General features: G+C 39.9%; 21 protein-coding genes and 1 tRNA gene. 7 read left to right on the forward strand and 15 right to left on the reverse strand.

Features of this window, described 5'->3' with window-relative positions; all coding sequences use genetic code 11:
• Nucleotides 1–118 precede the first annotated feature (118 nt).
• From mscL to FGM01_RS05965, 3 genes are all read right to left on the reverse strand, one after another.
• On the reverse strand, nucleotides 119–547 hold the full coding sequence (mscL, locus tag FGM01_RS05955) for a large conductance mechanosensitive channel protein MscL (RefSeq protein WP_143410202.1): 429 nt from the start codon (nucleotides 545–547) through the stop codon (nucleotides 119–121).
• A gap of 62 nt (nucleotides 548–609) precedes the next feature.
• A complete protein-coding gene (gene alr / locus FGM01_RS05960) occupies nucleotides 610–1,719 on the reverse strand; it encodes an alanine racemase (protein WP_143410203.1) in 1,110 nt (369 codons plus the stop codon).
• A complete protein-coding gene (locus FGM01_RS05965) occupies nucleotides 1,712–2,359 on the reverse strand; it encodes a thymidine kinase (protein WP_143410204.1) in 648 nt (215 codons plus the stop codon). The genes alr and FGM01_RS05965 overlap by 8 nt, the downstream gene beginning before the upstream one ends.
• 190 nt (nucleotides 2,360–2,549) lie before the next feature.
• Between FGM01_RS05965 and FGM01_RS05970 the strand changes: the two genes are divergently transcribed.
• The 4 genes from FGM01_RS05970 to recJ all read left to right on the forward strand — a co-directional run bounded on the left by FGM01_RS05970 (nucleotide 2,550) and on the right by recJ (nucleotide 6,310).
• Nucleotides 2,550–3,296: a hypothetical protein gene (locus tag FGM01_RS05970; RefSeq protein ID WP_143410205.1), complete on the forward strand. Its 747-nt coding sequence runs from the start codon at nucleotides 2,550–2,552 to the stop codon at nucleotides 3,294–3,296.
• A gap of 13 nt (nucleotides 3,297–3,309) precedes the next feature.
• A complete protein-coding gene (gene rsmI / locus FGM01_RS05975) occupies nucleotides 3,310–3,981 on the forward strand; it encodes a 16S rRNA (cytidine(1402)-2'-O)-methyltransferase (protein WP_143410206.1) in 672 nt (223 codons plus the stop codon).
• Between the two features lie 4 nt (nucleotides 3,982–3,985).
• Entirely contained in the window at nucleotides 3,986–4,552 is a 567-nt protein-coding gene (locus tag FGM01_RS05980; protein WP_143410207.1) for a uracil-DNA glycosylase family protein, read from the forward strand.
• A gap of 63 nt (nucleotides 4,553–4,615) precedes the next feature.
• Entirely contained in the window at nucleotides 4,616–6,310 is a 1,695-nt protein-coding gene (recJ, locus tag FGM01_RS05985; RefSeq protein WP_143410208.1) for a single-stranded-DNA-specific exonuclease RecJ, read from the forward strand.
• Here recJ and FGM01_RS05990 read toward each other — a convergent pair.
• Together FGM01_RS05990 and FGM01_RS05995 are read right to left on the reverse strand one after the other, a co-directional pair.
• Nucleotides 6,307–7,065, reverse strand: coding sequence for a UDP-2,3-diacylglucosamine diphosphatase (locus FGM01_RS05990; protein ID WP_143410209.1), 759 nt, complete (start codon nucleotides 7,063–7,065; stop codon nucleotides 6,307–6,309). The genes recJ and FGM01_RS05990 overlap by 4 nt on opposite strands.
• Before the next feature lie 375 nt (nucleotides 7,066–7,440).
• Entirely contained in the window at nucleotides 7,441–7,893 is a 453-nt protein-coding gene (locus FGM01_RS05995; RefSeq protein WP_143410210.1) for a 6-pyruvoyl trahydropterin synthase family protein, read from the reverse strand.
• 100 nt (nucleotides 7,894–7,993) lie between these two features.
• Between FGM01_RS05995 and FGM01_RS06000 the strand changes: the two genes are divergently transcribed.
• Nucleotides 7,994–8,647, forward strand: coding sequence for a 2OG-Fe(II) oxygenase (locus tag FGM01_RS06000; RefSeq protein ID WP_143410211.1), 654 nt, complete (start codon nucleotides 7,994–7,996; stop codon nucleotides 8,645–8,647).
• Between the two features lie 111 nt (nucleotides 8,648–8,758).
• On the opposite strand, the gene FGM01_RS06005 is transcribed toward FGM01_RS06000, so the two are convergent.
• From FGM01_RS06005 to FGM01_RS06020, 5 genes are all read right to left on the reverse strand, one after another.
• Nucleotides 8,759–8,941: a hypothetical protein gene (locus FGM01_RS06005; protein WP_143410212.1), complete on the reverse strand. Its 183-nt coding sequence runs from the start codon at nucleotides 8,939–8,941 to the stop codon at nucleotides 8,759–8,761.
• Nucleotides 8,938–9,102: a hypothetical protein gene (locus tag FGM01_RS14525; protein ID WP_166435196.1), complete on the reverse strand. Its 165-nt coding sequence runs from the start codon at nucleotides 9,100–9,102 to the stop codon at nucleotides 8,938–8,940. The genes FGM01_RS06005 and FGM01_RS14525 overlap by 4 nt, the downstream gene beginning before the upstream one ends.
• A gap of 3 nt (nucleotides 9,103–9,105) precedes the next feature.
• Nucleotides 9,106–9,873, reverse strand: coding sequence for an enoyl-CoA hydratase/isomerase family protein (locus tag FGM01_RS06010; RefSeq protein WP_143410213.1), 768 nt, complete (start codon nucleotides 9,871–9,873; stop codon nucleotides 9,106–9,108).
• Nucleotides 9,874–9,935: 62 nt separating this feature from the next.
• Nucleotides 9,936–11,264 (reverse strand): MATE family efflux transporter, encoded by a 1,329-nt coding sequence (locus FGM01_RS06015; RefSeq protein WP_143410214.1) that lies wholly within the window; start codon nucleotides 11,262–11,264, stop codon nucleotides 9,936–9,938.
• Between the two features lie 39 nt (nucleotides 11,265–11,303).
• Nucleotides 11,304–11,804, reverse strand: a complete 501-nt coding sequence (locus tag FGM01_RS06020) for a GNAT family N-acetyltransferase (protein ID WP_143410215.1) — start codon at nucleotides 11,802–11,804, stop codon at nucleotides 11,304–11,306.
• Between the two features lie 61 nt (nucleotides 11,805–11,865).
• On the opposite strand from FGM01_RS06020, the gene FGM01_RS06025 reads away from it, so the two are divergent.
• Nucleotides 11,866–11,939 (forward strand) — tRNA-Ala (locus FGM01_RS06025).
• A gap of 255 nt (nucleotides 11,940–12,194) precedes the next feature.
• Here FGM01_RS06025 and FGM01_RS06030 read toward each other — a convergent pair.
• The 5 genes from FGM01_RS06030 to FGM01_RS06050 all read right to left on the reverse strand — a co-directional run bounded on the left by FGM01_RS06030 (nucleotide 12,195) and on the right by FGM01_RS06050 (nucleotide 21,906).
• On the reverse strand, nucleotides 12,195–13,091 hold the full coding sequence (locus FGM01_RS06030) for an alpha/beta hydrolase family protein (RefSeq protein ID WP_143410216.1): 897 nt from the start codon (nucleotides 13,089–13,091) through the stop codon (nucleotides 12,195–12,197).
• Nucleotides 13,078–15,834 (reverse strand): PD-(D/E)XK nuclease family protein, encoded by a 2,757-nt coding sequence (locus tag FGM01_RS06035; protein ID WP_143410217.1) that lies wholly within the window; start codon nucleotides 15,832–15,834, stop codon nucleotides 13,078–13,080. Before FGM01_RS06035 ends, FGM01_RS06030 begins: the two co-directional genes overlap by 14 nt.
• Nucleotides 15,835–15,902: 68 nt before the next feature.
• Complete coding sequence (locus FGM01_RS06040) at nucleotides 15,903–17,315, reverse strand: OmpA family protein (protein WP_143410218.1); 1,413 nt, start codon at nucleotides 17,313–17,315, stop codon at nucleotides 15,903–15,905.
• A gap of 187 nt (nucleotides 17,316–17,502) precedes the next feature.
• Nucleotides 17,503–18,696, reverse strand: coding sequence for a glycine C-acetyltransferase (gene kbl / locus FGM01_RS06045; protein ID WP_143410219.1), 1,194 nt, complete (start codon nucleotides 18,694–18,696; stop codon nucleotides 17,503–17,505).
• Between the two features lie 102 nt (nucleotides 18,697–18,798).
• Nucleotides 18,799–21,906 (reverse strand): UvrD-helicase domain-containing protein, encoded by a 3,108-nt coding sequence (locus FGM01_RS06050; protein ID WP_143410220.1) that lies wholly within the window; start codon nucleotides 21,904–21,906, stop codon nucleotides 18,799–18,801.
• Nucleotides 21,907–22,081: 175 nt separating this feature from the next.
• Between FGM01_RS06050 and FGM01_RS06055 the strand changes: the two genes are divergently transcribed.
• Nucleotides 22,082–22,690, forward strand: a complete 609-nt coding sequence (locus FGM01_RS06055; protein ID WP_143410221.1) for a superoxide dismutase — start codon at nucleotides 22,082–22,084, stop codon at nucleotides 22,688–22,690.
• Nucleotides 22,691–23,353 lie beyond the last annotated feature (663 nt).

Genomic DNA, 23,353 nt, shown 5'->3' on the forward strand with positions numbered 1-23,353 from the left:
ATCCAGGTTTCTAAGAATACGAGCAATTTTTTAAGTCTCTGGTTATTGTAAAAAAAGACCCCGACTTGCATCGGGGTTTATGGTTAAAAATGAATAGTGTAGCGGTAAGCGTACGTCTTTATGGGTTTTGTTTTCTCAATTCGTCTCTTATCTCCAACAGAATTTCTTCCTGGGTTGGTCCTTTTGGTGCCGGAGCGTCTTCCACATTTTCTTTTTTCTTGGTTTTCTCGTAAGATCTTAGGACCAAAAATATAAAGAATCCAATAATGATAAAATAGATAATTGCCTGAATAAGATTTCCGTAGGTGATCACGGCCGCCTCGGCTTCTTTGGCCGCCTCCAGGTTGGCATACCTCTGGCCATCAAGGGCGATAAATTTTTGAGTAAAATCTATACCACCTGTGATAACACCTATAATAGGCATGATCACGTCGTTTACCACAGAAGTAACGATCTTGTTAAATGCCCCGCCAATAACTACCGCTGTGGCCAGCATTACGATGTCCTTCTGCATTAGGAAGGTCTTAAAATCTGAAAAAAAGCTCATTTTGATTTGTTAAAGTTAGTTGAGCTCTAATTTAGAAAAAAAAAGTTACTGGAGGTTTAAAGCTATTCCGGGATAACTTTTCTGGTTACCCTGCGTTGCACACCCGTAATAAGTTCATAAGAAATAGTACCCCCGGCTTCAGCGAATTTAACCGCGTGTTGAGGTCCGCCAAATACGATCACTTCATCACCTTCTTCACATTCAATACCGGTAACATCTATCATGATAATATCCATACAAACATTCCCTACGATGGGAGCGTATTTACCATTTACAATTACCCCGGCCTTTTGTTTGCCGTAGATCCTGTTGATCCCATCTGCATGGCCGATGGGAAGGGTGGCAATTCGCGATGGACCTTCTACTTTATAAACCCGGTTGTACCCTACGGTGGCTCCTTTATCCAGTTTTCGTATCTGTGAAATAATAGTTTTAAGGGTCACGACCGGTTTTAGTTGAGGATCTACGGTTTTGTCATTTCCAAAACCATACAGGCCAATTCCAGATCTAACCATGCTAAAGGCTGCTTTTGGATAATTGATGACCCCCGAGGTATTACATATATGAAGTATTGGCTCATAATTCAGATCGGCAACCAGTTCCCAGGTCATTTTCCTGAAAAGATCTATCTGGCCTACTGTAAAATCCCGTTCCTGCCAGTCATCACTCGCGGCAAGGTGGGAAAAAATAGAAGCGATCTTTATAGTGGAAGTATTTTTTATCAATTCCCTGATTTTGGGAATTTCGGGTTGGTCAAAACCAAGACGGTTCAGACCGGTATTGAATTTAATATGAACGGGATAGTTCTTTTGGTTTAATTTTTCTGCGGTGGAAATAAATGACCGCAGGATCTTCTCACTGTAAAGGTTGGGTTCCAGGCAGTGCTCTATGATCTCTTCAAAATGCGTGAATTGAGGATGAAGAACCAAAATTGGTTTGATGATCCCGTTTTCCCGAAGCCTGATTCCTTCTTCCACGTAGGCCACGGCAAAATAATCGGTACCCAATTCCTGTAGTTTTTTGGCGATCACTACAGAGTCGCTTCCGTAGGCATGAGCCTTTACTACCGATAAAAACTTAACGTCCTTATCTATTTTAGATCTTAAAAAATGATAATTATGAGCCAGGTTTCCAAGGTCGATCTCCAGAACGGTTTCTTTGGCTTCAGGCATTTTCTTCTTTTGGTTTAGATTTCAATTCTTCAGGGTCCTGCACATCGAGTTTTTTCACTCTTTCCTTAAGCATAGCCTTATAATATGCGGCGCGGCTTAAAGGTTCATATTCTTCATTTTCCCCAAGGAATACCAGGTCATCATTGATCGCTTTTCTATAGCTGAACTGCGCCAGGTTTCCTGTTCTGGTGCAAACTGCATGCACCTTGGTCACATATTCTGCGGTAGCCATAAGATTAGGCATTGGGCCAAAGGGGTTTCCTTTAAAATCCATATCCAGACCAGCAACGATCACCCTAACCCCACGGTTAGCCAGGTCATTACAAACCGTGACGATCTCATCATCAAAGAATTGTGCTTCATCGATACCAACCACATCACAACCGTCTGCCAGGATCCTGATATTGGAGGCTGAAGGCACCGGAGTGGAACGTATTTCATTGGAATCATGAGATACCACCATCTCTTCATCATACCTGGTATCTATCGCAGGTTTAAAGATCTCTACGTTCTGTTTGGCAAATTTCGCACGTTTGAGTCTTCGGATCAGTTCTTCGGTTTTACCGGAAAACATAGAGCCGCAAATAACCTCAATCCAGCCAAATTGCTCTTCGTGATTTACTGTATTTTCGAGAAACATTTTGTATTTTTCAAGTCGAAATGGGGAAATACCTCATTCGCATAAAGGTGGAACAAATTTATTAAAAATACAACCCTGGTAAAGGGGGAATCCTTAAAGTTATGAAATAATGAAGGCATATTTTTCCACAAAAATCGGGAATATTGGTGCCGGCCTGCTTCTAACTTATAATCGAAAAAATTAATTACAGATGAAAAAGAAAATTGAAGCAAATTTGATCAGCATTGCCGAAAAGATCCTTCAGGAAAAAGGCAATATGGACGCTGCTCAGCTTAAAGAAATGGCGAAAGATCTTTACGAGAAGCTTACCATTTTATCTTTTACAGAAAAGCATCTGGAAGAAGAACCAAAAAAGGCCAGGAAAAGTGAAGTTAAAAAAGAGCCTAAGTTTAAAGCTCAAAAAAATCTTTATGACGAATTCTATCCTGATGGAACTGAATATAATGAAGATTCTGATGCTATTACCGAGCCGAATACAGAAAAGATCAAGGATATAGTAGCGCAGATGCCTCCGGAATCTGAAAATGTAGATTTGATCATGGAAAGTATTAATGCCGCTCCCCCGGCTCCGGAAAGGACCAGTCCTAAGAAAGATAAATCTGATTTTAGAAATATCGGCGTAGATTATGACAATCTTCCCGATTTTGAGCCGGTTAATAATGTGGAAAAAGCGAATAAACCAAAATCACTTAATGACCGTCTTAAAAAAGGTATCAATATTGGCTTAAATGAACGTCTGGCTTATATCAAGCACTTGTTCGATGGTAATACGGCAGATTATAACCGGGTTCTTTCTCAGTTAAATACCTTCAGCAGCCTCGAAGAGGCCAGTAAATTTATAGAATTGGTTGTAAAACCTGATTATAATCACTGGGAGGGAAAAGAGGAACATGAAGAAAGATTTATCGCGCATATCGAAAACAAGTTCGACAAATAGCAGCATTTAATCTATGGGAAAATTGTTTCTGGTACCAACACCAATTGGTAACCTGGAGGATATTACTTTCAGGGCAATAAAAGTTCTGAAGGAGGTTGACCTTATTCTAGCAGAAGATACCCGCAACAGCGGTAAATTATTAAAACATTTCGAGATCAATACCCCTATGCAAAGCCATCATATGCATAATGAGCATAAGACGGTAGATCATGTGGTTTCCAGGATTCAGTCAGGAGAAACCATTGCATTGATTAGTGATGCCGGTACGCCGGCGATCTCAGATCCGGGATTTTTGCTAACCCGGGCCTGTGTGGAAGCAGGGTTGGAGGTAGATTGTCTTCCCGGGGCCACAGCGTTTGTGCCCGCCCTGGTAAATAGCGGACTACCTAATGACAAATTCATTTTTGAAGGTTTTCTTCCTGTTAAAAAAGGAAGACAAACCCGGTTGAAAATCCTTGCAGAAGAAAACCGTACTATGATCTTTTATGAATCTCCTCATAAGCTTATAAAGACATTAGGCAATTTTGTAGAATATTTTGGAGGAGAACGAAAGGTATCTGTATCGCGTGAGATCACGAAAATGCATGAAGAAACCATTAGGGGTACTGCCGCTGAGGTTTTGAAACATTATACAGATCGTCCGCCTAAAGGAGAGATCGTGGTCATTGTAGAGGGAAAATCCTGATATTTTGAAAGACCTTTTATGCGAAATAAGGGATTGCAGGGTTTGTGCAGAACATCTGCCACTTGGTCCCAGGCCAATCATAGAGGCCAGTGAAAAATCAAAGATTATCCTTATTAGCCAGGCCCCCGGAAGAGTGGTCCATGAGTCTGGAATCGCCTGGAAAGATCAAAGCGGAAAGAAATTGAGAGAGTGGCTGGGGGTGGATGATGATACTTTTTATGATACCTCAAATTTTGCGATCTTACCGATGGGATTTTGCTATCCGGGGAAGGCAAAAACAGGGGATTTGCCTCCGAGGAAAGAATGTGCCCCGCTATGGCATGACCAGGTTTGGAATCAACTTTCAAACACTAAATTAAAGATCCTGATAGGTTCTTATGCCGCAAATTATTACCTGGGAAAAAAGGAAAATCTTACTCAAAAAGTGCAGAATTTTGAAGAGTTTCTACCTGAGTACTGGACATTGCCCCACCCGTCTCCGGTGAATAGATTCTGGAGAATGAATAATCCCTGGTTTGAAGACGAAGTCGTACCCCGACTACAGAATAAAATTGCTGAAATTTTAAGTTGAGGAATTAAAATCCTGTAACTTGTTTTTGCTAATTTCGGCATCCAAAAATAATTTATCAGATCTATGCGCTGGACCTTAAAACCCAAACCCGACCCTATTACTGTAAATGCCCTGGCAGACAAATTAGGAGTAGGTGTGCCGGTTGCAAAACTTCTTGTTCAGAGGGGGATTACCACTTTCGAAGAAGCTAAGAAGTTCTTCCGGCCAGACCTTAAGCTATTGCACGATCCTTTCCTGATGAAGGATATGGAGAAAGCAGTAGACCGCATAGAACTAGCCATTAAGAATGAAGAAAATATCATGGTCTACGGGGATTATGATGTGGATGGTACGACCAGTGTTGCCTTGATGTCTTCTTACCTGAAATTCAGGTATCCAAATGTGGCAACTTATATTCCAGATCGTTATGAAGAAGGATATGGTGTGTCCTACAAAGGGATAGATTATGCTGCAGATAATGATATAAGTTTAATTATTGCTCTCGATTGTGGAATTAAGGCCATTGATAAGGTGGCATATGCTAAGGACAAAGGGGTCGATTTTGTCATCTGTGATCACCACAGGCCCGGGAGCGGGATTCCCGACGCTGTAGCAGTACTGGACCCTAAAAGGGAAGATTGCAATTATCCCTATGACGAACTTTGTGGTTGTGGTGTAGGTTTTAAACTTATCCAGGCGATCACTCAAAAAAATAATGAACCCGAGGAAACATTATTGCCTTACCTGGATCTCGTAGCTACCGCAATAGGAGCAGATATAGTGCCTATCACCGGGGAAAACAGGATACTTGCCTATCATGGTTTACATGTTATAAATGTGGCGCCGAGAAAAGGTATCAAAAGTTTACTGGGGGACAAGAAGAATGTAAGTATCACCGATGTTGTTTTTATCGTGGCTCCAAGGATCAATGCTGCTGGAAGAATGAAACACGGCTTGCATGCGGTAAATCTCCTTACGGAAGAGGATGAGGAAATTTCAAAAAAATATACTGAGGAGATCGAAGTCTATAATACAGACCGCAGAAGTGCCGACAAAACTATTACCGAAGAGGCAAAGCGGCAGATCATAGAACAAAAAGAGGAGCAGAGATTAACTACAGTGGTTTATGATGAGAACTGGCATAAGGGAGTTATCGGGATCGTAGCTTCCAGGTTGACCGAAACCTGGTACAGGCCAACGCTGGTATTTACCCGGAGTGGAGAGCGACTGGCGGCTTCGGCAAGGTCTGTAAAAGGATTCGATGTGTATGAAGCACTGGAAGGATGTAAAGATCATATAGAGCAGTTTGGAGGCCATAAATACGCCGCCGGCCTTACTTTGCTGGAATCTGAATATCTTAATTTTAAGAATAAGTTTGAACAGGTAGTTGCTGAAACAATAGACCGGAACCTCTTAACGCCGGAGATCACTATTGATGAAGAATTGAATTTAAAGGATATCACTCCTAAATTCTACAGGATACTTAAACAATTTGCGCCATTTGGTCCCGGCAATATGTCCCCGGTTTTTATGACCCGCGGTTTGACCGATACCGGTTTTGGGAAATGTGTGGGAGAAGATAAAACCCATCTTAAATGCCAGGTGAAACAGGAAGGCTCAAAGGTCACTTTTGATGTAATAGGATTCAATCTGGGAGATAAACTGGATCTAATAAAAGAGGGTAAAAAATTTGACGCGGTTTACAGTCTCGATGAAAATACCTGGAACGGGAACACCAAAATCCAGCTGAAATTAAAGGATATCAGGGAAAGTATTTAATCCTCAAGCTTCTTAAGGCTTAACTTTTCACCGTCGAATTCGGCATAAGTGTAAAAATTGATCCAGTCACCGGTATTCACGTAGCTGGATTTTCCATTAAGCTCAATTTCCAGGGGGAGATGACGATGTCCAAACAGGAAATAATCATAATGCTTTTCCTGCAGTTTTCTTCGGCAATACTGAATAAGCCATTCCTTTTCTTCGCCAAGAAATTCCTGATCTTCATCCCCGGAGATCATTTTATTCTTTACAGAAAAATATTGCGCCAGGGGTACTCCAAGGTCCGGATGCAGCCATCTATAAAGCCATTTTGACAAAGGATTTGTGAATACTTTCTTCATCCTTTTGTAACCTTTATCTCCCGGGCCCAGGCCATCACCATGGCCAATAAGAAAAGTCTTGTTATTGAACTGGAATTCTTTAGGTTGATGAAAAACGGGAATATTTAGCTCGGTTTCAAAATAATCGTTCATCCAGAGGTCATGATTGCCCACGAAAAAATAGACGGGGATGCCGCTGTCTTTAATTTCAGCAAGTTTCCCCAGGGTTCTTACAAAACCTTTTGGAACAACGTGCTTATATTCAAACCAGAAGTCAAAAAGGTCTCCTAAAAGAAAAATAGCCGCTGCATCTTTTTTGATTTCATCCAACCACTTCACAAAAATAAGTTCCCTTTCACGGCTTTCCTCCATAGTAGGAGCGCCAAGGTGATTATCACTGGAAAAATAGATCTTTTTGCCTTTCGGGATATCCATAGATGATTTGTTCGGGGTAAAGATATAAGATTTCTCGCGTTGGTTGAAATGTCAGTTATTTTTTACAAAATTTAGTCATCGTCAACTTATTTAATGGTCCTGAAGAAAGACGAATTATTTGCAGAAAATAAGGCTCGGTAAATATTTCATTTCGAACAGAGAGAAAGGTTTAATTAAAATATGGTTCACTAAAGAGATCTCTCAGATAAATAAAAAGCGACACTTATTTCGGCAGGCTCAGAGCAACAATTAAATAAATTCAACTGCCTGCTGCGACTTAAAACTGTATACTGATATTTGCGCAAGGGATAGCAGCGGTTAGCTCCCGCATTTGCGGGACTATAAGCGCATAGCCCGACCCGTTAGGGTTGCGGCCTAATTATTATCACTAGCGTACCATTCTGCAAAAGAAGTCTCTGTCTCCTGAAGTTTCAAAGAATGAAGATTGATGTGTGTGGGTAAATGCTTTTTGATCTTTTTAGCAAAATCTATGACCATATTCTCGCTGGTAGGCTGATATTCAACGAGGATCACATGGTGGCCACGATCTTTTAATTCTTTGGCCAGCTCAACGTGGGGAGTATTTTTATTGAAGACCGTAGCGTGGTCGAATACATCCACGATCTCAGATTTCACGATCTTTTTTAGATCACCAAAATCTATCACCATCCCGAATTTTACATGATCATGATCTGTAATTGGCTGTCCAATCACGGTAACACTGAGTTTATAACTATGACCATGTACATTGCGGCATTTCCCATCATAGCCATAAAGGGCATGACCGGTTTCGAAGGTGAATTGCTTGGTGATTCTAATGTTACTCATTCCAACTAATTTTGCTGCAAAGATAATTGAAATTTTCAGCTTGAATTTTTAACTTTTTTGAATTGAAATATAATTTACATTTGCGAAATTTCTCCAGGCAATGACTACTTGTATCCCTGAACTGTATGACCAATTAGAATTTACTGAAAATCCGCTTTATGAGAGGATTATTGGTGAAATTATTGACAAGAAGTATAGTATCATCGATGACTTTTTCGACCTTGAAGAAGTTCAGCTTTTGCGGTCGTCACTATTGCAGAAATATGAGGAAGATGATTTTAAGAAGGCTGCCATTGGCAACCGTACCAATGAGGTAATTGCCAGGTCTGTGCGTGGTGATTTTATTCTCTGGATCAATGAAGCCAATGCAGGCCCGGCAGAAAATGTGTTCTTTAATAAGATAAATTCCCTGGTAGACTATTTAAATAAGACCTGTTTTATGGGTATTTTACATAAGGAGTTTCACTACGCGGTTTATCCAGAAGGAACCTTTTATAAGAGACACCTGGACACATTCCAGAATGACGGTAGAAGAAAACTTTCCATGGTTTGTTATTTGAATCATGAAGACTGGAAACCTGAAAATGGCGGGGAACTGGCTATTTATTTAAATAAGGATACGGGGGAAGAGCAGGTGACGGTATATCCCTATCCCGGGAGAGTGGTCATTTTTGAAAGCCAGGAGCTAGAGCACGAGGTGAAACCGGTTAAAACACCAAGGTTAAGTATAACCGGATGGTTAAAAACGCGCTAAATTATTTCCTGAATTTTTTATAAGCGACCACTGCTATAAGAACTATGGCCAGGATCAACCAGAAGCCCATGCCGCTTATAAAACTGAAAAATTCCCAGGTATCCTTGTCCATTAGTTCTTAAATTTTCTGGAATTTCTAACTTTCCAGCGATGTCTTGCGTAATAGAAAAGCGCCAGTAAAATGAGAATAGCGAGAAGATACCAAAAGTTTTCTGTGATGAATTCTTCCAGAGTCCATCCCCATTCCTGCACTTCGCTGGGATCTTTATCTTTTGGTAAATGTTCCTGCATCATGGTTTTGCTTTCAAATTCTTTCTCATGATCACCGCTACAATGATTCCTATGAGCAGTCCTGCCATAAGGTATATATTTTCGCCGATAAAATTTCCTATCGAATAACCAAATTCATAGGCTTCAGTATTTTGAGTAGCGAGGAATAAGCTTGTGATTTTCATCTTTTATTTTTTAAATTTTGCCAGTGCTTCTTTTGTAAAGTCAGACAGTACCAACTCTCCCGAAATAGAAGCCCTTTCGTCTAGAAGTTCATTCCAGTGATCTGTACCTTTCCAAAGGATCTTTTTCATTTCCATTAATGCCTTTGGGTTATAAGATGCAAGTTTAGAAGTAAAGAGATCAAGTTCCTTATCCAGGTCTGCAATAGTTTCAAATACCCGGGCATATAATCCTTTTTCTTTAGCCCAGTAGGCATTCTTCCATTCATGGGCGGCCAGGGTCATTTCAGCGAACGCATCCACACCCATTTTACGTTCTACGGCTGGAGCAATTACAAAAGGGCCAATGCCAATGCTAAGTTCAGAAAGTTTGACTGCAGCAGCATCTGTTGCCATCGCGTAATCACAGGCAGATACCAGCCCAACACCGCCGCCAACAGTTTTGCCCTGAACGCGGCCTACGATTAGTTTTTTACACTTTCGCATGGCATTGATAACCTTAGCGAAACCGGAGAAAAACTCTTTTCCGGTTTGCAGATCTTCAATTTCTATAAGCTCGTTGAACGAAGCGCCGGCACAAAAAGCCTTTTCTCCTTCAGATCTAAGGAGGATGATATTTACGCTGTCGTCTTCAGACAATTTATTGATCTCTTTCTCCAGTCGGTCCAAAAGCACCGATGGAAACGAGTTACTAGCCGGGTGACCAAATTCTATCGTAGCGATCTTGTTCGAGATTTGGGTATACAGGCTTCCGTTTTCGCGGCTGGTTGTCATAAAATTCAGGTTTTCATCAAAGTTAATGATAATGATGAATAATAAAACCTGAAGTTACGGTTCTAAACCTCTTTCAGGAGATATTTTCTTCGGAAATATATGACCAGGGTAGTACTTCTTATAAGCATCCAGACAAAAAATGCGATCCAGATACCGTACAGCTGCAACCCAAAGTAATCTGAAATGAGAAGCACAGGCGTGAAACCCAGGAAGGTGGCGGCCAAAAGCACGTTGCGAAGGTATTTGGCCTCCCCAAGGCCTTTAAAGATCCCATCGAACATAAAAGCGATGGCATTTACCGGCTGCATTAGCAGTACGATCCAGAATACTGAAGAAAATAAAGCAAGAACACTCGCTTCTTTATTGAAAAGCAGACCGATCTGTTCATAAAATAATGCGCAAACGGCCATTAAAATCAGCGCAATTAGTACTGCATATTTACTTATCTTTTTACTTAGTTCCCACAAATTTTTATAATCGAGTGCACCTAATAGCTTCCCGCCAATGGCATTCCCTGCATTAGCGTATCCATCTATAAAAAAGCTGAAAAACAACCAGATATTCATTAATATACTTTGAGCGGCGATATAATTTTTACCGTAGTCTGTGGCATAGGCATTTGCCAGGTAAATGGCAAAGTTCAGCGCTGCAGTCCTGATGAACAGGTTGGCAGCCATTAGTAACAGCCCTTTCATTCTGGGATTTATGGTAAAACTCAGTTTTAAATGGAATGGTGTTTTTTTAAAGAAAAACCATAAAGCCATGATGAGCATGGTGGCCTGAGCGGCCAGGGAAGCATAGGCGGCACCTTTGAGATGCAATGCAGGTATTAAGCCTTCAATTCCGTAAACTAGTACATAATCCAGGAAAACGTTCACTGCTGCACCGGTAAGACTACACTTCATAGCCCATAATGTATTCTGTAGACCTCTAAAGACTCCGAAGATGGCAAAGGTGACCAGCGTAAGAGGATAACCCAACGCCCTGATCTGGTAATAGTCTTCTGAATATTGCAGGATTAGACCATCAGCATTGTAGGCGCTAAATATTGCCCTGGCAAAATAGGCCGTGGAAACATAGATTACGAGGCTAAAAAGAAAGTTAAAGAATATAGCCTGGGGGATAAGCGTTTTCACGGCATGCAACCTGTTAGCCCCTAAATGTTGAGAAACGATCGCAGAGATCGCTGTTTTGGTCTGGGCAACAATCCAGATAATAGCTGAAAGGAAGGAACCTACGATCCCTGCTGCCGCTAATGCCTCGATCGAATTTTCATCTACATTGCCTATGACCGCAATATCGGTTAGAGAGATCAATGGTTCAGCAATACCCGCAATTATGGCCGGGATGGCAATTTTGTTGATATTCCTGAAGCTAATCGAGTTGTTCAATGGTGAAACGGGTGAAGGGCAAATATAAAGGCCAGGACATTAAAAAAGCAATTCGTAACAATAAAATGGATGTTCGCTTTGCTTTGGGAAGTAAATATTACCCAGGCGCTGATACCCCCTGTCTTCATAAAACCTTTGGTTTCTTGAATTCCGGCTGAAGGTGTCCAGTCTTACAGATTCAAAATTATGAGTACGGGCATAGGTCTCAGCAAAATCCATAAGTTTTCGAGCATATCCTTTTCCCCAGTGATCAGGATGGGTTGCCAGCCGATGTATATAAAGACTGTTTTCTGTTTTACTTCGCCAGTCTACATGCTCATATTCCTTGTCCTTATCTGGGGTGATAACAATAATTCCCACAATTTTCTGACCTGTGAGCAGGACATATAATTCGTCTTTGCGAATATCTTCCCTGAGTCTTTCTAATGAAGGATAATGCTGGTTCCATTGGAAAATACCCTTATTAATCATTGCTTCAGCACAAGCTTCCGTCAATAATTTGATGTTGGGCAATTCTTTTTTAGCTGCTTTACGGATCATTTTAAAGTAGAAAAATAAACATTTCCAGATTTAATAAAAATTATTACATTTGCTCCCAGTCGGGGGATTAGCTCAGCTGGCTAGAGCGTTTGGCTGGCAGCCAAAAGGTCATCGGTTCGACTCCGATATTCTCCACAAGAAACCACTGCATCGCAGTGGTTTTTTTATTTAGGAAGGTCATCGGTTCCCCCGACGCTTCGGGGCGATATTCTCCACAAGAAACCACTGTATCGCAGTGGTTTTTTTTATTTAAGAAGGTCATCTGGTTCCCCCGACGCTTCGGGGCGATATGTTCTACATAGACCATTGCGTCGCATCTGTTCTTATTTAGGAAGGTATTCAGATCCTTCAAAGCTTCAGGGAGAATGATACTTCACCATAATTTAATGCCTAATCATCTTCAGTTTCACCATATTCATCCCAGAGCACTTTTGAATCTGTCTTCAGAAAATCTATAGTTTTAGATATCACATGTTTGAATTCCTTTGGTAATTCCTGCTCATTCCAGGGATGACTTATTCCAAAAACATGATCTGCATTTTCTACCAGTAATAATTTAGGAGCCGGGCTCCATTCAAAAAGATTTCCAGCCTCTCCAATAGATACACTGGTATCACTGCTCCCGTGGGCAATAAGGTGTGGTATTTGCAGTTTTTTGGCAGCTTTTTTAATATTTAGTCTTTCCTTATTTTCCTTATAGGATTTATAGAATTGGTAGTGGTGGGGCAGTTTACGGCCGGTCCTTGTATTTAAAATATAACGCACGCCTTTTTTCTCCCAGGCTTCCAGTTCTTTTCCCTCAGGAAAACGCGAACCATAATCTGAAACCGATGCCAGCGTAATGATCTTAGTGATCCTTTTTTCTTCTGCAGCCTTGATCAAAACGATGCCGCCTCCACGTGAATGACCTATAAGACTAATTTCATCGGGTTTTATTTGTTGCGCAAATTTAAAATCGGGCATCAGTATCCAATCCAATACCGATTGCAGATCATCCAGTTCTATGATAAAATTGTTATCCCCGAATGCTTCAATATCTCTGAATTCGGTTAAATTTTCAGGATCTGTTCCATTATGACTGAAATTGAACTTAACAAACATGAAACCGGCCTCCGCAATTTTCTCTCCCATGACTTCCCAGGCGCCCCAATCCTTGAAGCCTTTGTATCCGTGGGTAAAAATCACGATCGGTTTTGGTTTACCGTCATCTTTAAAAATAAGATCTGCCACAATTGGCTTATTGTGTTTACCTTCTATGACGAGGTTTAATTCTTTAGAAACTTCCATAACTTTTCTTTATTTCCTTTTCAACAAATGGAATATCCGGATCACAGATCTCCATTATCAATTTTTTTAATTCTGCCTGGAACAGGTCCAGGGTCTCTTCGGTGATCATTGAATCCTTATTTCTACTGCCTTCTTCTTTTTTAGCAAACTTTAAAAAACCCGATTTCAGATTTTTGAAAGAAACGATTCCTGCCTCAGCCGGGAATTTAAGGTCTTTCTGCAGTGCAATCAAGCTGGTATAAGTTAAAACCTGAAAACTTTTGGAGTAATTGTCATAATCTTTTGTTATTTCACTCCAGTCGCTAACCGTGAGATGTCTGGATTCCACCTTTCCGGTCTTATAATCTATAATACGGGGTATCCCATTTGATCTTTCAAAGCGATCTACTTTCCCGCGAAGATAGACTGAAAATGGTAATTCTTTTATAGGAAGAGCAACCTTAAGGTCTTGTTCGATCTGAATAATTTGAATTTCTTCACCGGCCTTTAAACGCTTTAATTCGAACCTAAGGAAATTGTGCAGATACCTTTTCGCTACTTCAAATATTAAAAGGTTCTTTCCCTTTTCCAGCGGAAGTTTACTATAAGTCTCTGAAAATTCCCTGGAGATCTGAGCATCTGCCTGCTTTATAAAACTTTTTATGATCTCCTCATTGATCAACTGGCCTTCGAAACCCTTATAAAGGTTTTCAAGAGCATTATGAACCACTGTACCCAGCGTATTGAAGGCAACCGTTTCTTCCACCTCCTCCTGGTCTCTTACGCCTAAGACATATTGATGGTAGAAATCAAGAGGGTTCCTCACGTAGGTAGTAAGAGCCGAAGGCGAAAAACCCGATCCTGCCAGAGCCTTTAAGCGATCCAGCATAGCCGGCGTTTTTTTTATCTCCCTGAGTTTATTTTTTACCTGTGGAACTTTAGGCCCTACCAGTATCTTTTTAAGTTCGTGTTGAGGTTGCTTTTCAATTTCCAGTTGAGTAAGAAACCTGCTCTTTTCTCCTGAATTAAGTCCATCTGCCTCAGTATTATAAAGTAGATAGACATTTTTAGCTCTTTGCAGTAATCTGTAAAAGTGATAAGTATAAACCGCATCCTTCTCACGATAGGTAGGTAATTTATATTCCTGTTTAAGATCATATGGTATAAAAGAGTTATCAGATTTCCCTGCGGGAAGTACCCCTTCATTAAGAGAGGTGATAATCACCGTTTCAAAATCCAGGGCTCTTGATTCAAGCATTCCCATTAACTGCAATCCTTTAAAAGGTTTTCCCTGAAAATCGAGGGTTTCTGTAGATAATAGTTCCTTATAGAAATTGTACAGGGATTTGATGGATTTCAGGTGAGGATACAGATCGTTAAGATTTTCCAGCTTATTGAAAAGTACATGAAAATGATATAGAAATTCAAGGCCTATTTTATCTTCTTCCTGTTTAAGATACTTCTTTAGGATCTGGATTAATTCATGAAAATCTGAAATTAATCGCGAAACTGAATCATTCTTGGGGTCGAAGCAGGCCTTGATAATCGCCTTTTGATTTTCTGAAAAGCCCGAAATTATAGATTCGTATTTAAGATATACTAGGTTTTCTGTATTGATCTTTGCCAGGAGATCTTCCGCCTCTCGATTTAAGAGGGGATGTAATGAGGGATGATTTAAAATAGAAATAACGTCCTTATAATAATATTCTTTATTATCATTTAGGTGAACCTGGAACAAATTTTCAAATAAAGAATTCAAGGGCGCATTTTTGACTGGGAAGCCCATCGTGATGTTAAGCTCATTAATTTCTGAAGGCAGCGAATTTAGAACAGGAAGTAAAAGTTCTTCTTCTCCAAGTACCACTGCTGTATTTTCCAACTTTTCCTGCGGCAGTGAGGTAAGGATCTCTCCAATATATTTAGCCTGGCCTATATTTTTTGGTACCCCAATAAATTGGATATTTTTTTTGGTGGAATAATTTTCTGTGAAATATTCATAGGACCTGTTTTGATAGAATTCCCAGTCCTTTAAATATTCCCTTATAAAGATAGAAGCGGCATGATCTGCATCCTCATAAAAGATTTTATCCATATCCCAGTAAACTTCGGCACATTTCTTAGCCAGCATGGCCTGGATGATATGTTGTTCAGCGGCATTAAGGGCATTAAAACCTATGAATAAGTGCTTACGGCTATTTTCAGAGATATATTGCGGGATGTTCTGCGCAGCCCTGCGATATATAAGTCCCTGGTAACCCTGTTCTTTCCGGGTTAGACTTTGGGATAATTCCTCATAGTACGCTGGAAGGTTTTTCCAGAACTTTAGATATCGCTTAATGAGTTCGGTCTTTTCTTCCTGAACGTACCAATGGGTAAGGTCCTGTATTCCGGAGAGGTAATCAAAGAAAGGCTTATGGTCTATTAAGTACCTGTCTATTTCGTTAAAATCCTGGATCAGGCTTTGGGCCCAGGTCACGAATGTTTCAAAGTCTTCGATATCATCCTGCGGGGTCAATCTTTTATACACCTCGTAAAACTCAAAAAGGCTGATAGTGTTGTCGATGGTCTGCAATCCCGATATTTTCTCTGTGAATTCCTCTACACTATAAATAGTTGGGGCAAAAATGTTCTTTTCAGAAATTTCAGCTAACTCCTTTATTAGATATGAACCGGCTCTTTTACTGGGGAGAATGAAAACGATCTCTGAAAGGGGAGTGGTGGACTGCTGAAGCTTCAGCAGGACTTCGCGTATAAATGATTTCATACGCCTAAAATAAAAAAACGCCCCGCAATGCGGAGCGTTTTCTTGTATGATTTATTAGGAATTAATTCCTATTCTTCAGAAGATTCTTTCATCTCTCTGTCTTTGTCTAAAGAGATTTCAACACGTCTGTTCTGTTGTCTTCCTTTTGCAGTACTGTTAGTTGCAATTGGCTGAGTTTCACCGTATCCTTCAGAAGTTAATCTCTTAGAAGGTACACCATTCTCTTCTAACCATTTAGCTACAGAAGCAGCACGCTCCTTAGAAAGCTTCATGTTGTAAGAATCGCTACCAGTACTATCTGTATGTCCTTCAACGTGGAAGATAGTAGTAGAGTACTCATTCATGATGTCTACGATAGACTGAAGAGCTTCTTCAGATTCTTTTCTGATAGTTGCTTTATTAAGATCGAATAATACAGTTTTAGAGTATTCGTTCAATTCAGTAATTACTTCAGCAGTTGGCTCTGGACATCCGTTAGATGAAGCAGGACCAGCTTCTTCTGGACAATCATCGTCTTTATCAAGGATTCCGTCACCGTCAGTATCAGGCCAAGGGCATCCGTTGTTTTCAGCTGGACCAGCTTCTTCAGGACACTCATCATCACCATCTCTTACACCGTCACCGTCAGCATCAGGACAACCGTTTAATTCAGCAAGACCTGCAACTTCTGGACAGTCATCATCAGGATCGGCTATACCGTCACCGTCAGTATCAGGACATCCGTCAAATTCTGCAAGACCAGCTTTATCTGGACATGCATCCTGACGATCTTCGATTCCGTCACCGTCAGTATCAGGACAACCGTTGAATTCAGCTAGACCTGGAGTTTCAGGACATTCGTCATCTTTATCATAAATTCCGTCACCGTCAGTATCTTTTCCTCCGAAGATGAATTTGATACCGGCTGTGTGTTGAAAATGCTTAGCGCTTTCCGGCTCGAATGCATGCTTATATTTTGACTCTAGAGATAAAGCGATGTTATCTGAAAACCAGAAGTTTAATCCTACTTTACCATTAAGGGTTGCAGCATCTGCGTTTGCGATATCGTCACCATCCTGGTCACCAATCCAAACATAACCACCACCAATACCAACAACAGGATCAATCCATCCGTCGTTTAGCATTGCTCTCAGGCTATAATCAGCACTTAGATCTAAAGAGTAATAGGCTAGATCACCTACGCTTCTATCACCATACTTATCGATCTGGTTGATAGAACCACTCAATTCACCAACAAAACCTGCTCCGATATATCTGGAAACAGAAAGTTTTGAGACCGCAGGAAGGATATTCCAGTGATCACCAGTATTAAAGTATTCGTCGAACATACCGCCGCGAGGAGCATCCTCTCCAACCGGATAGAAATCGACTGCATTGGTACCAATACCAATTGCCCATGGGTTGTTAGCATCCTGTGCCTTAACCGAAGAAAAGCCAAATATCAGTAAGGTGGCCAACACAATTTTGTTAAGATGTTTCATATTTAATTGTTTAGTTTTAAGTGTTAATTGTGAACAAAAGTATATTCTTAATGTATATTAACAAAGGTAAAAATAATAAAGTTTTCTTAATTACAGCGCGATTCCAAAGGATTTCTAAGACTTCTGATAACTGAATATCAATTAATTTACTAATAAATTAGTGACTTTAAAATCGCTTTTTTCTGTTTTAAATTACCCCAAGATCTTTCCCGACTTTTTCAAAAGCCTTGATTGCTTTATCCAGATGCGCTTTATCATGAGCAGCAGATAGTTGCACTCTTATCCTTGCTTTTCCCTTAGGAACTACCGGATAAAAGAAGCCAATCACATAAATTCCTTCTTCGAGCAATTTGTCTGCCATATCCTGTGAAAGCTTGGCATCATGCAACATTACCGGTACTATTGCAGACTCTCCATCAATAATTTCAAAGCCTGCATCCTTAATGCCTTTTTTAAAGTATTCTGTATTTTCCTTTAATTTTTTTCTAAGGCTGTTATCGGTCTTTAGCATATCAAAAACCTTAATAGAAGCTCCCACAATTGCCGGGGCCAGAGAGTTGGAAAAAAGGTAAGGTCTGGATCTTTGTCTTAATATTTCTATTATCTCTTTTTTTGCAGTTGTGTACCCACCCATGGCACCTCCAAGAGCTTTCCCCAGGGTACCGGTGATAATATCCACCCTGTCCAGGACACCTTTTTCTTCTAATGTTCCAATTCCCTGCTCTCCTATGAAACCTGTAGCGTGGCATTCATCGATCATTACCATCGCGTCGTATTTATCGGCGAGATCACAAATTTTATCCAGGGGAGCTACCAGGCCGTCCATAGAAAATACTCCGTCTGTGACGATAAGTATATGACGTGCGCCGTTCTCTTTGGCTTCCTTCAATTTATTCTCGAGATCTGCCATATCGCCGTTCTGGTAACGGTACCTGGCAGCCTTACATAGTCGTACCCCGTCAATGATCGAGGCATGATTCAATGAATCTGATATGATCGCATCTTCCTTGGTTAATAAAGGCTCAAAGATCCCGCCGTTAGCATCAAAACAGGCCGCGTATAAAATTGTGTCTTCTGTACCATAAAAATCAGATATCTTTTGCTCCAGTTCTTTATGTATATCCTGGGTTCCGCAGATAAAACGGACACTGGACATACCAAATCCGTGAGAATCCAATGTGTCTTTAGCAGCCTGAATAACTTCCGGATGTGAGGACAATCCCAGGTAATTATTCGCACAAAAATTGATCACCTCTTCTCCTGAAGCTATTTTAATAACTGCATCCTGCGGACTTGTTATAATTCGTTCTCTTTTATAAAGACCCGCGTCCTTAATTTCTTCAATTTCTTTTTCTAAATGTTCTTTTATAGCTCCGTACATAATTCAATGTTGTTATTTAAAAAATAATGGTGGCACAATAACTATCCTGGACAGGATAAAGCAAACCGGTTGCACCAAATGCATCACAAATTTATAATTCTTTTATACATTTTTGATGATAATAGGCTTATTCGTGTAGATCAATAAACATTTATCAATTTCATAGCCCATATCGCGCAGGGCATTAGCATATTCTGAAACCTGCCTGGTGTGTGTATCTACAAATCCACCTGTCTTGTAATCTAAGACGCTTACTTTACCAGCCTGAATATTTATCCGGTCTGGTCGCAGCCTTTTACCTGAAGTGGTGATGATTTCCTTTTCGTTTAAATTCTGAACTCCCCGGGCAAAATATTTTGCCAACTCGGGATGCATAATAATATCTGCAATAAGACCTTTGATTTCCTGCCTGGAGTCTTCTGTAATGAGGCCATAATTTACGGCCCAGTCTATGGCCGAATCCAAATTAGAAGCATCATTGATTCTGGCCAGAATTTCGTGTGCGATCTCTCCCTTTTCGATCGCTTCCTGTTGCCTGGAATCCCAAAGACTACCAGACCTGGTCACAATGTTTACCGCCTGGTTTCGTGTGTTTGAGGAATAATAGCGGGAAGGCTCTATGCTGGAATTTTCAGAAATTTTGCCCGGAAATATATTATTAGAATCTCCAAATTCATAAGTGAAACCGTCATTCCACTTTTCTGCAGATCTCAGGTAATCGCATAAAATATCAGATACATTAGCAGACTTTTTAGGTTTTTCATTGAAATTGGAAATTATATAAAGCTGTTGTGCTGCCCTGGTACAGGCGACGTATAAAACGTTTAACGTATCCAATTCATTTTTATAAAGAAGTTCCTGGTATTTGTTCGCAGCATTCTCATTCCAGTTTAGCATCTTTTGAGATGCGCTTACATATGCAATGGGGATATGTTCGTCATTTATTTCCAGCCAAAGGTTGTCATTCCTCGTGTCCTGCAGGTCTGAATTCGCGAATGGGTAAATCACTACCGGGAATTCCAGGCCTTTAGATTTATGGATCGTCATGATCTGTACCGCATCATCTGCATCTGGTATCACAATGCTTAAGCTGTCCTTTTTCTGATCCCATTTAATAAGAAAATCATTGAGGCCATTGGATGTCTTTTGCGCAGTTTCAAATACAAAATCCAGGAAGAACTGTATATATGCATTAGAATCCTCAACCAGATGAAATGATCTTATAATATATTCCACAGATTCATACAGGGAAAGCTTTTTCAAGGCATTAAGATCGAATTCAAGACCATACTCTCCCAACCATTCCAAGAATGCCGCCCCGTTATTTGGTAAAAATTCCACCAGGGTTTGATGCGTTGAAGCTTCATCCAGAAACCTTTCAGATAGATAATCAAAGATGCTCAGTTTTAACTGATCATCCTGCGAATTAAGAGAATAGGAAAGAACGTCCACGATGAACCTGACTTCCGGTGATTGGGATAATAAAAGGGTTTCAGAAGAAATAACAGAAACAGAATTTTCACTTAAAAATTCTGCAATGGCGACTCCTTCACTACGTTTTCTGGTAAGTATGCAAAGGTCTTTTCGCCGGAATCCCTTTTTATCCAGATCATATATTGTTTCCAGAATCTTTTTTGGGTATATCTCAAATTCTTCTTCGCGGTTATCGGCTTCAATAAATTGAATATTTACGTATCCAAAATCACCTTTTTTAGGATTCTGGGCAGAATTTTTAAAAAGGTCTGCATATTCAGGATAGTTAAGCGATAGTGCGGCGAATTTGAAAAAGCTGTTGTTGAAGTTTACTACCTCAGAGCCACTTCTGAAATTATCGGGTAAGTTTACCACATTCTGGGCGGTTTGAAACGGGACGGTTTTTAAATTGCTAAGATCTATTAACTGCTCGGCCCTCCCGCCGCGCCACCTGTAAATACTTTGTTTTGCATCTCCCACGATAGTGAGTCCTCCCGGCTCTGCAGAATCCAGTTTATTTCCAACCAGGGGAATCAGGTTTTCCCATTGCATGGTAGAAGTATCCTGGAATTCATCTATAAAATAATGCTGATAGCGTTCCCCGAGGCGTTCGTAAATAAAAGGAACCGGCTGGTCTTTCACCTGTTCGCTGATCCTGGGATTGAATTCTGAAATAAGAACAAGGTTGCGGTCTTTCTTTATAAGCTCGACTTCGCGGTTGATCTCGTTTAGAAGCGAGAGCTGTACAAGGTTCTTTTTTACCTCTCTGAAAAATTCAATATTAAAATAGGCTCGTTTCGTCGTCTCAAATAATTCTGCGATCTCTGGCTGAAGGCTATCCATTATAGATTTACCTGCATCATCGAGAGATTTATTATAAAGGGGAGCCTCGGCAATTTGCAGAGCCCAGTTCGTGGAATAATTAATGTTCTGATCGCCATTCTTTATTTTTTTAAAATAACCCGGAACAGATCCTCTGCTGAACCATTTTTCATCTACTGCGTTCGTTTGGATAAGTTCAAAAAAATAATCTGAGGAAACTTTTAGAGTTTCTTCTGCGGCTTTGATATCGGCATTAAGTTTTCTGCCAAATTTCTCAAAATCCTCTAAAGTTTTTGTCTTTAGCGTTTGAACCGCCTTTTGGTGGTTCTCATTTATCAACAGTCTCGCGATCTGGAAAAGATCCCGACTTATATCCCAGCTTTTATCGTCATCTGTTTTCGACAGGGTATAATCGATTAAAACCCGGGTTAGTTTTTTATCTTTTCCTGCTTTACCTATAAGGCTTTCCACCGCTTCCATCAAAACTTCATCTGCACTTAATTCTACCTCAAAATTCATTGGGATTCCCAGATCCCTGGCGAAGGTGCGCAGTACTCTATGGGTAAATCCATCTATGGTAGAAATTTCAAAAGCTGCATAGTTGTGAATGATACTTTTTAAAATTTCCCTGGATCTACTTCTTATCTCCACCTCAGAAATGCCTGTTTCTTTGGAAATTGCCATTAGCATCGCATTTTCTGAAGAATCATCTTCTTCCCTGGAAAATTCTGCCAGGCTATCGATAATCCTTTTCTTCATCTCACCAACAGCTTTATTGGTAAAGGTAATGGCGAGTATATTTTTATACCGGTCCCTTTTAGGAGATGTAAAAAGAAGACTAAGGTATTCTTTCACAAGGGTAAAGGTCTTGCCAGATCCGGCAGAAGCATTATAAATATTGAAGGAATTTTTCAATGGGGCTATGATTATTAGGTTTAGCGGTAATGGGAAACTTTAAAAGTAAAATAAAAATGAGTTTCACATCTGCAATGCTTTTAAGTATTTTATAACACGAAATAATTTCCATTAAATGCCCTAATAGCTAAATTTGGGACAGTTTAAGTACTAATCACTAAAAAATCAGATAATTATGTCTTTTGAGTTACCAAAATTAAAATATGCTTTTGATGCATTGGAACCACATATTGATGCTAAAACTATGGAAATCCACCATGGAAAACATCATGCGGGTTATACTAAAAAATTAAACGACGCCATTGAGGGAACGGATATGGAGGGTAAAAATATCGAGAACATTCTTAAAAATCTTGATATGTCCAATAAAGCTGTTCGAAATAACGGTGGTGGATTTTATAACCACAGCTTATTCTGGGAAATCATGTCTCCGGAAGGCGGTGGTAAACCTGAAGGTGAATTGGCCGAAGCTATCAATAGCGCTTTTGGATCTTTTGAGGCATTCAAAGAAGAATTCTCAAATGCTGCAGCAGGCCAGTTTGGATCTGGATGGGCGTGGCTATGTGTTCATGAAGGTGGTAAGGTAGAAGTATGTTCTACTCCAAACCAGGATAATCCAATCATGCCGGAGGTAGGATGTGGAGGAACTCCAATTTTAGGTCTGGATGTTTGGGAGCATGCATATTACCTGAACTATCAAAATAAGCGTCCGGAATATATCGATGCATTTTTCAATGTTATAGACTGGACAGAAGTTTCCAGCCGTTACGCGAAAGCAAAATAATTTTATTTGCAACATATACTAAAGGCCGCTTTATGCGGCCTTTTTTTTTGTGATGATCACGATATTTCAATTTACAGCATAAAAAAAGGCGGAATAAATTCCACCTTTTTTTGCCCCAAATCTACCATGAACTTAACCTACTTATGCTATGGTAGGTTGAATATAAAACGAATTTTTGTAGCAGCTTTAATTATTAGACGAACTACCTGTAAAATAGTTAAAATACTATAAAACAGTATTTTATGATTTATTTCCATAAAAAAAGGCGGAATAAAAATTCCACCTTTTTTTGCCCCAAATCTACCATGAACTTAACCTACTTATGCTATGGTAGGTTGAATATAAAACGAATTTTTGTAGCAGTTTTAATTATTAGACGAACTACCAGTATAATTGTTAAACGGCTATAAAAGAGTATTTTACACTTATTTCCATAAAAAAAGGCGGAATAAAAATTCCACCTTTTTTTGCCCCAAATCTACCATGAACTTAACCTACTTATGCTATGGTATAGTGAAGATAAAACGAATATCTGAATCAATTTTATTTATTAGACAAACTACCTGTAAATTAGTTAAACTGCTGAAATACAGATTTTTGTAGTATTTTTTAACTTTACGTTTTAAATTGTTGACATAAAAAAAGGCGGAATAAAAATTCCAC

The sequence above is a fragment of the Christiangramia sabulilitoris genome (assembly GCF_007050985.1).
Lineage (GTDB): Bacteria > Bacteroidota > Bacteroidia > Flavobacteriales > Flavobacteriaceae > Christiangramia > Christiangramia sabulilitoris.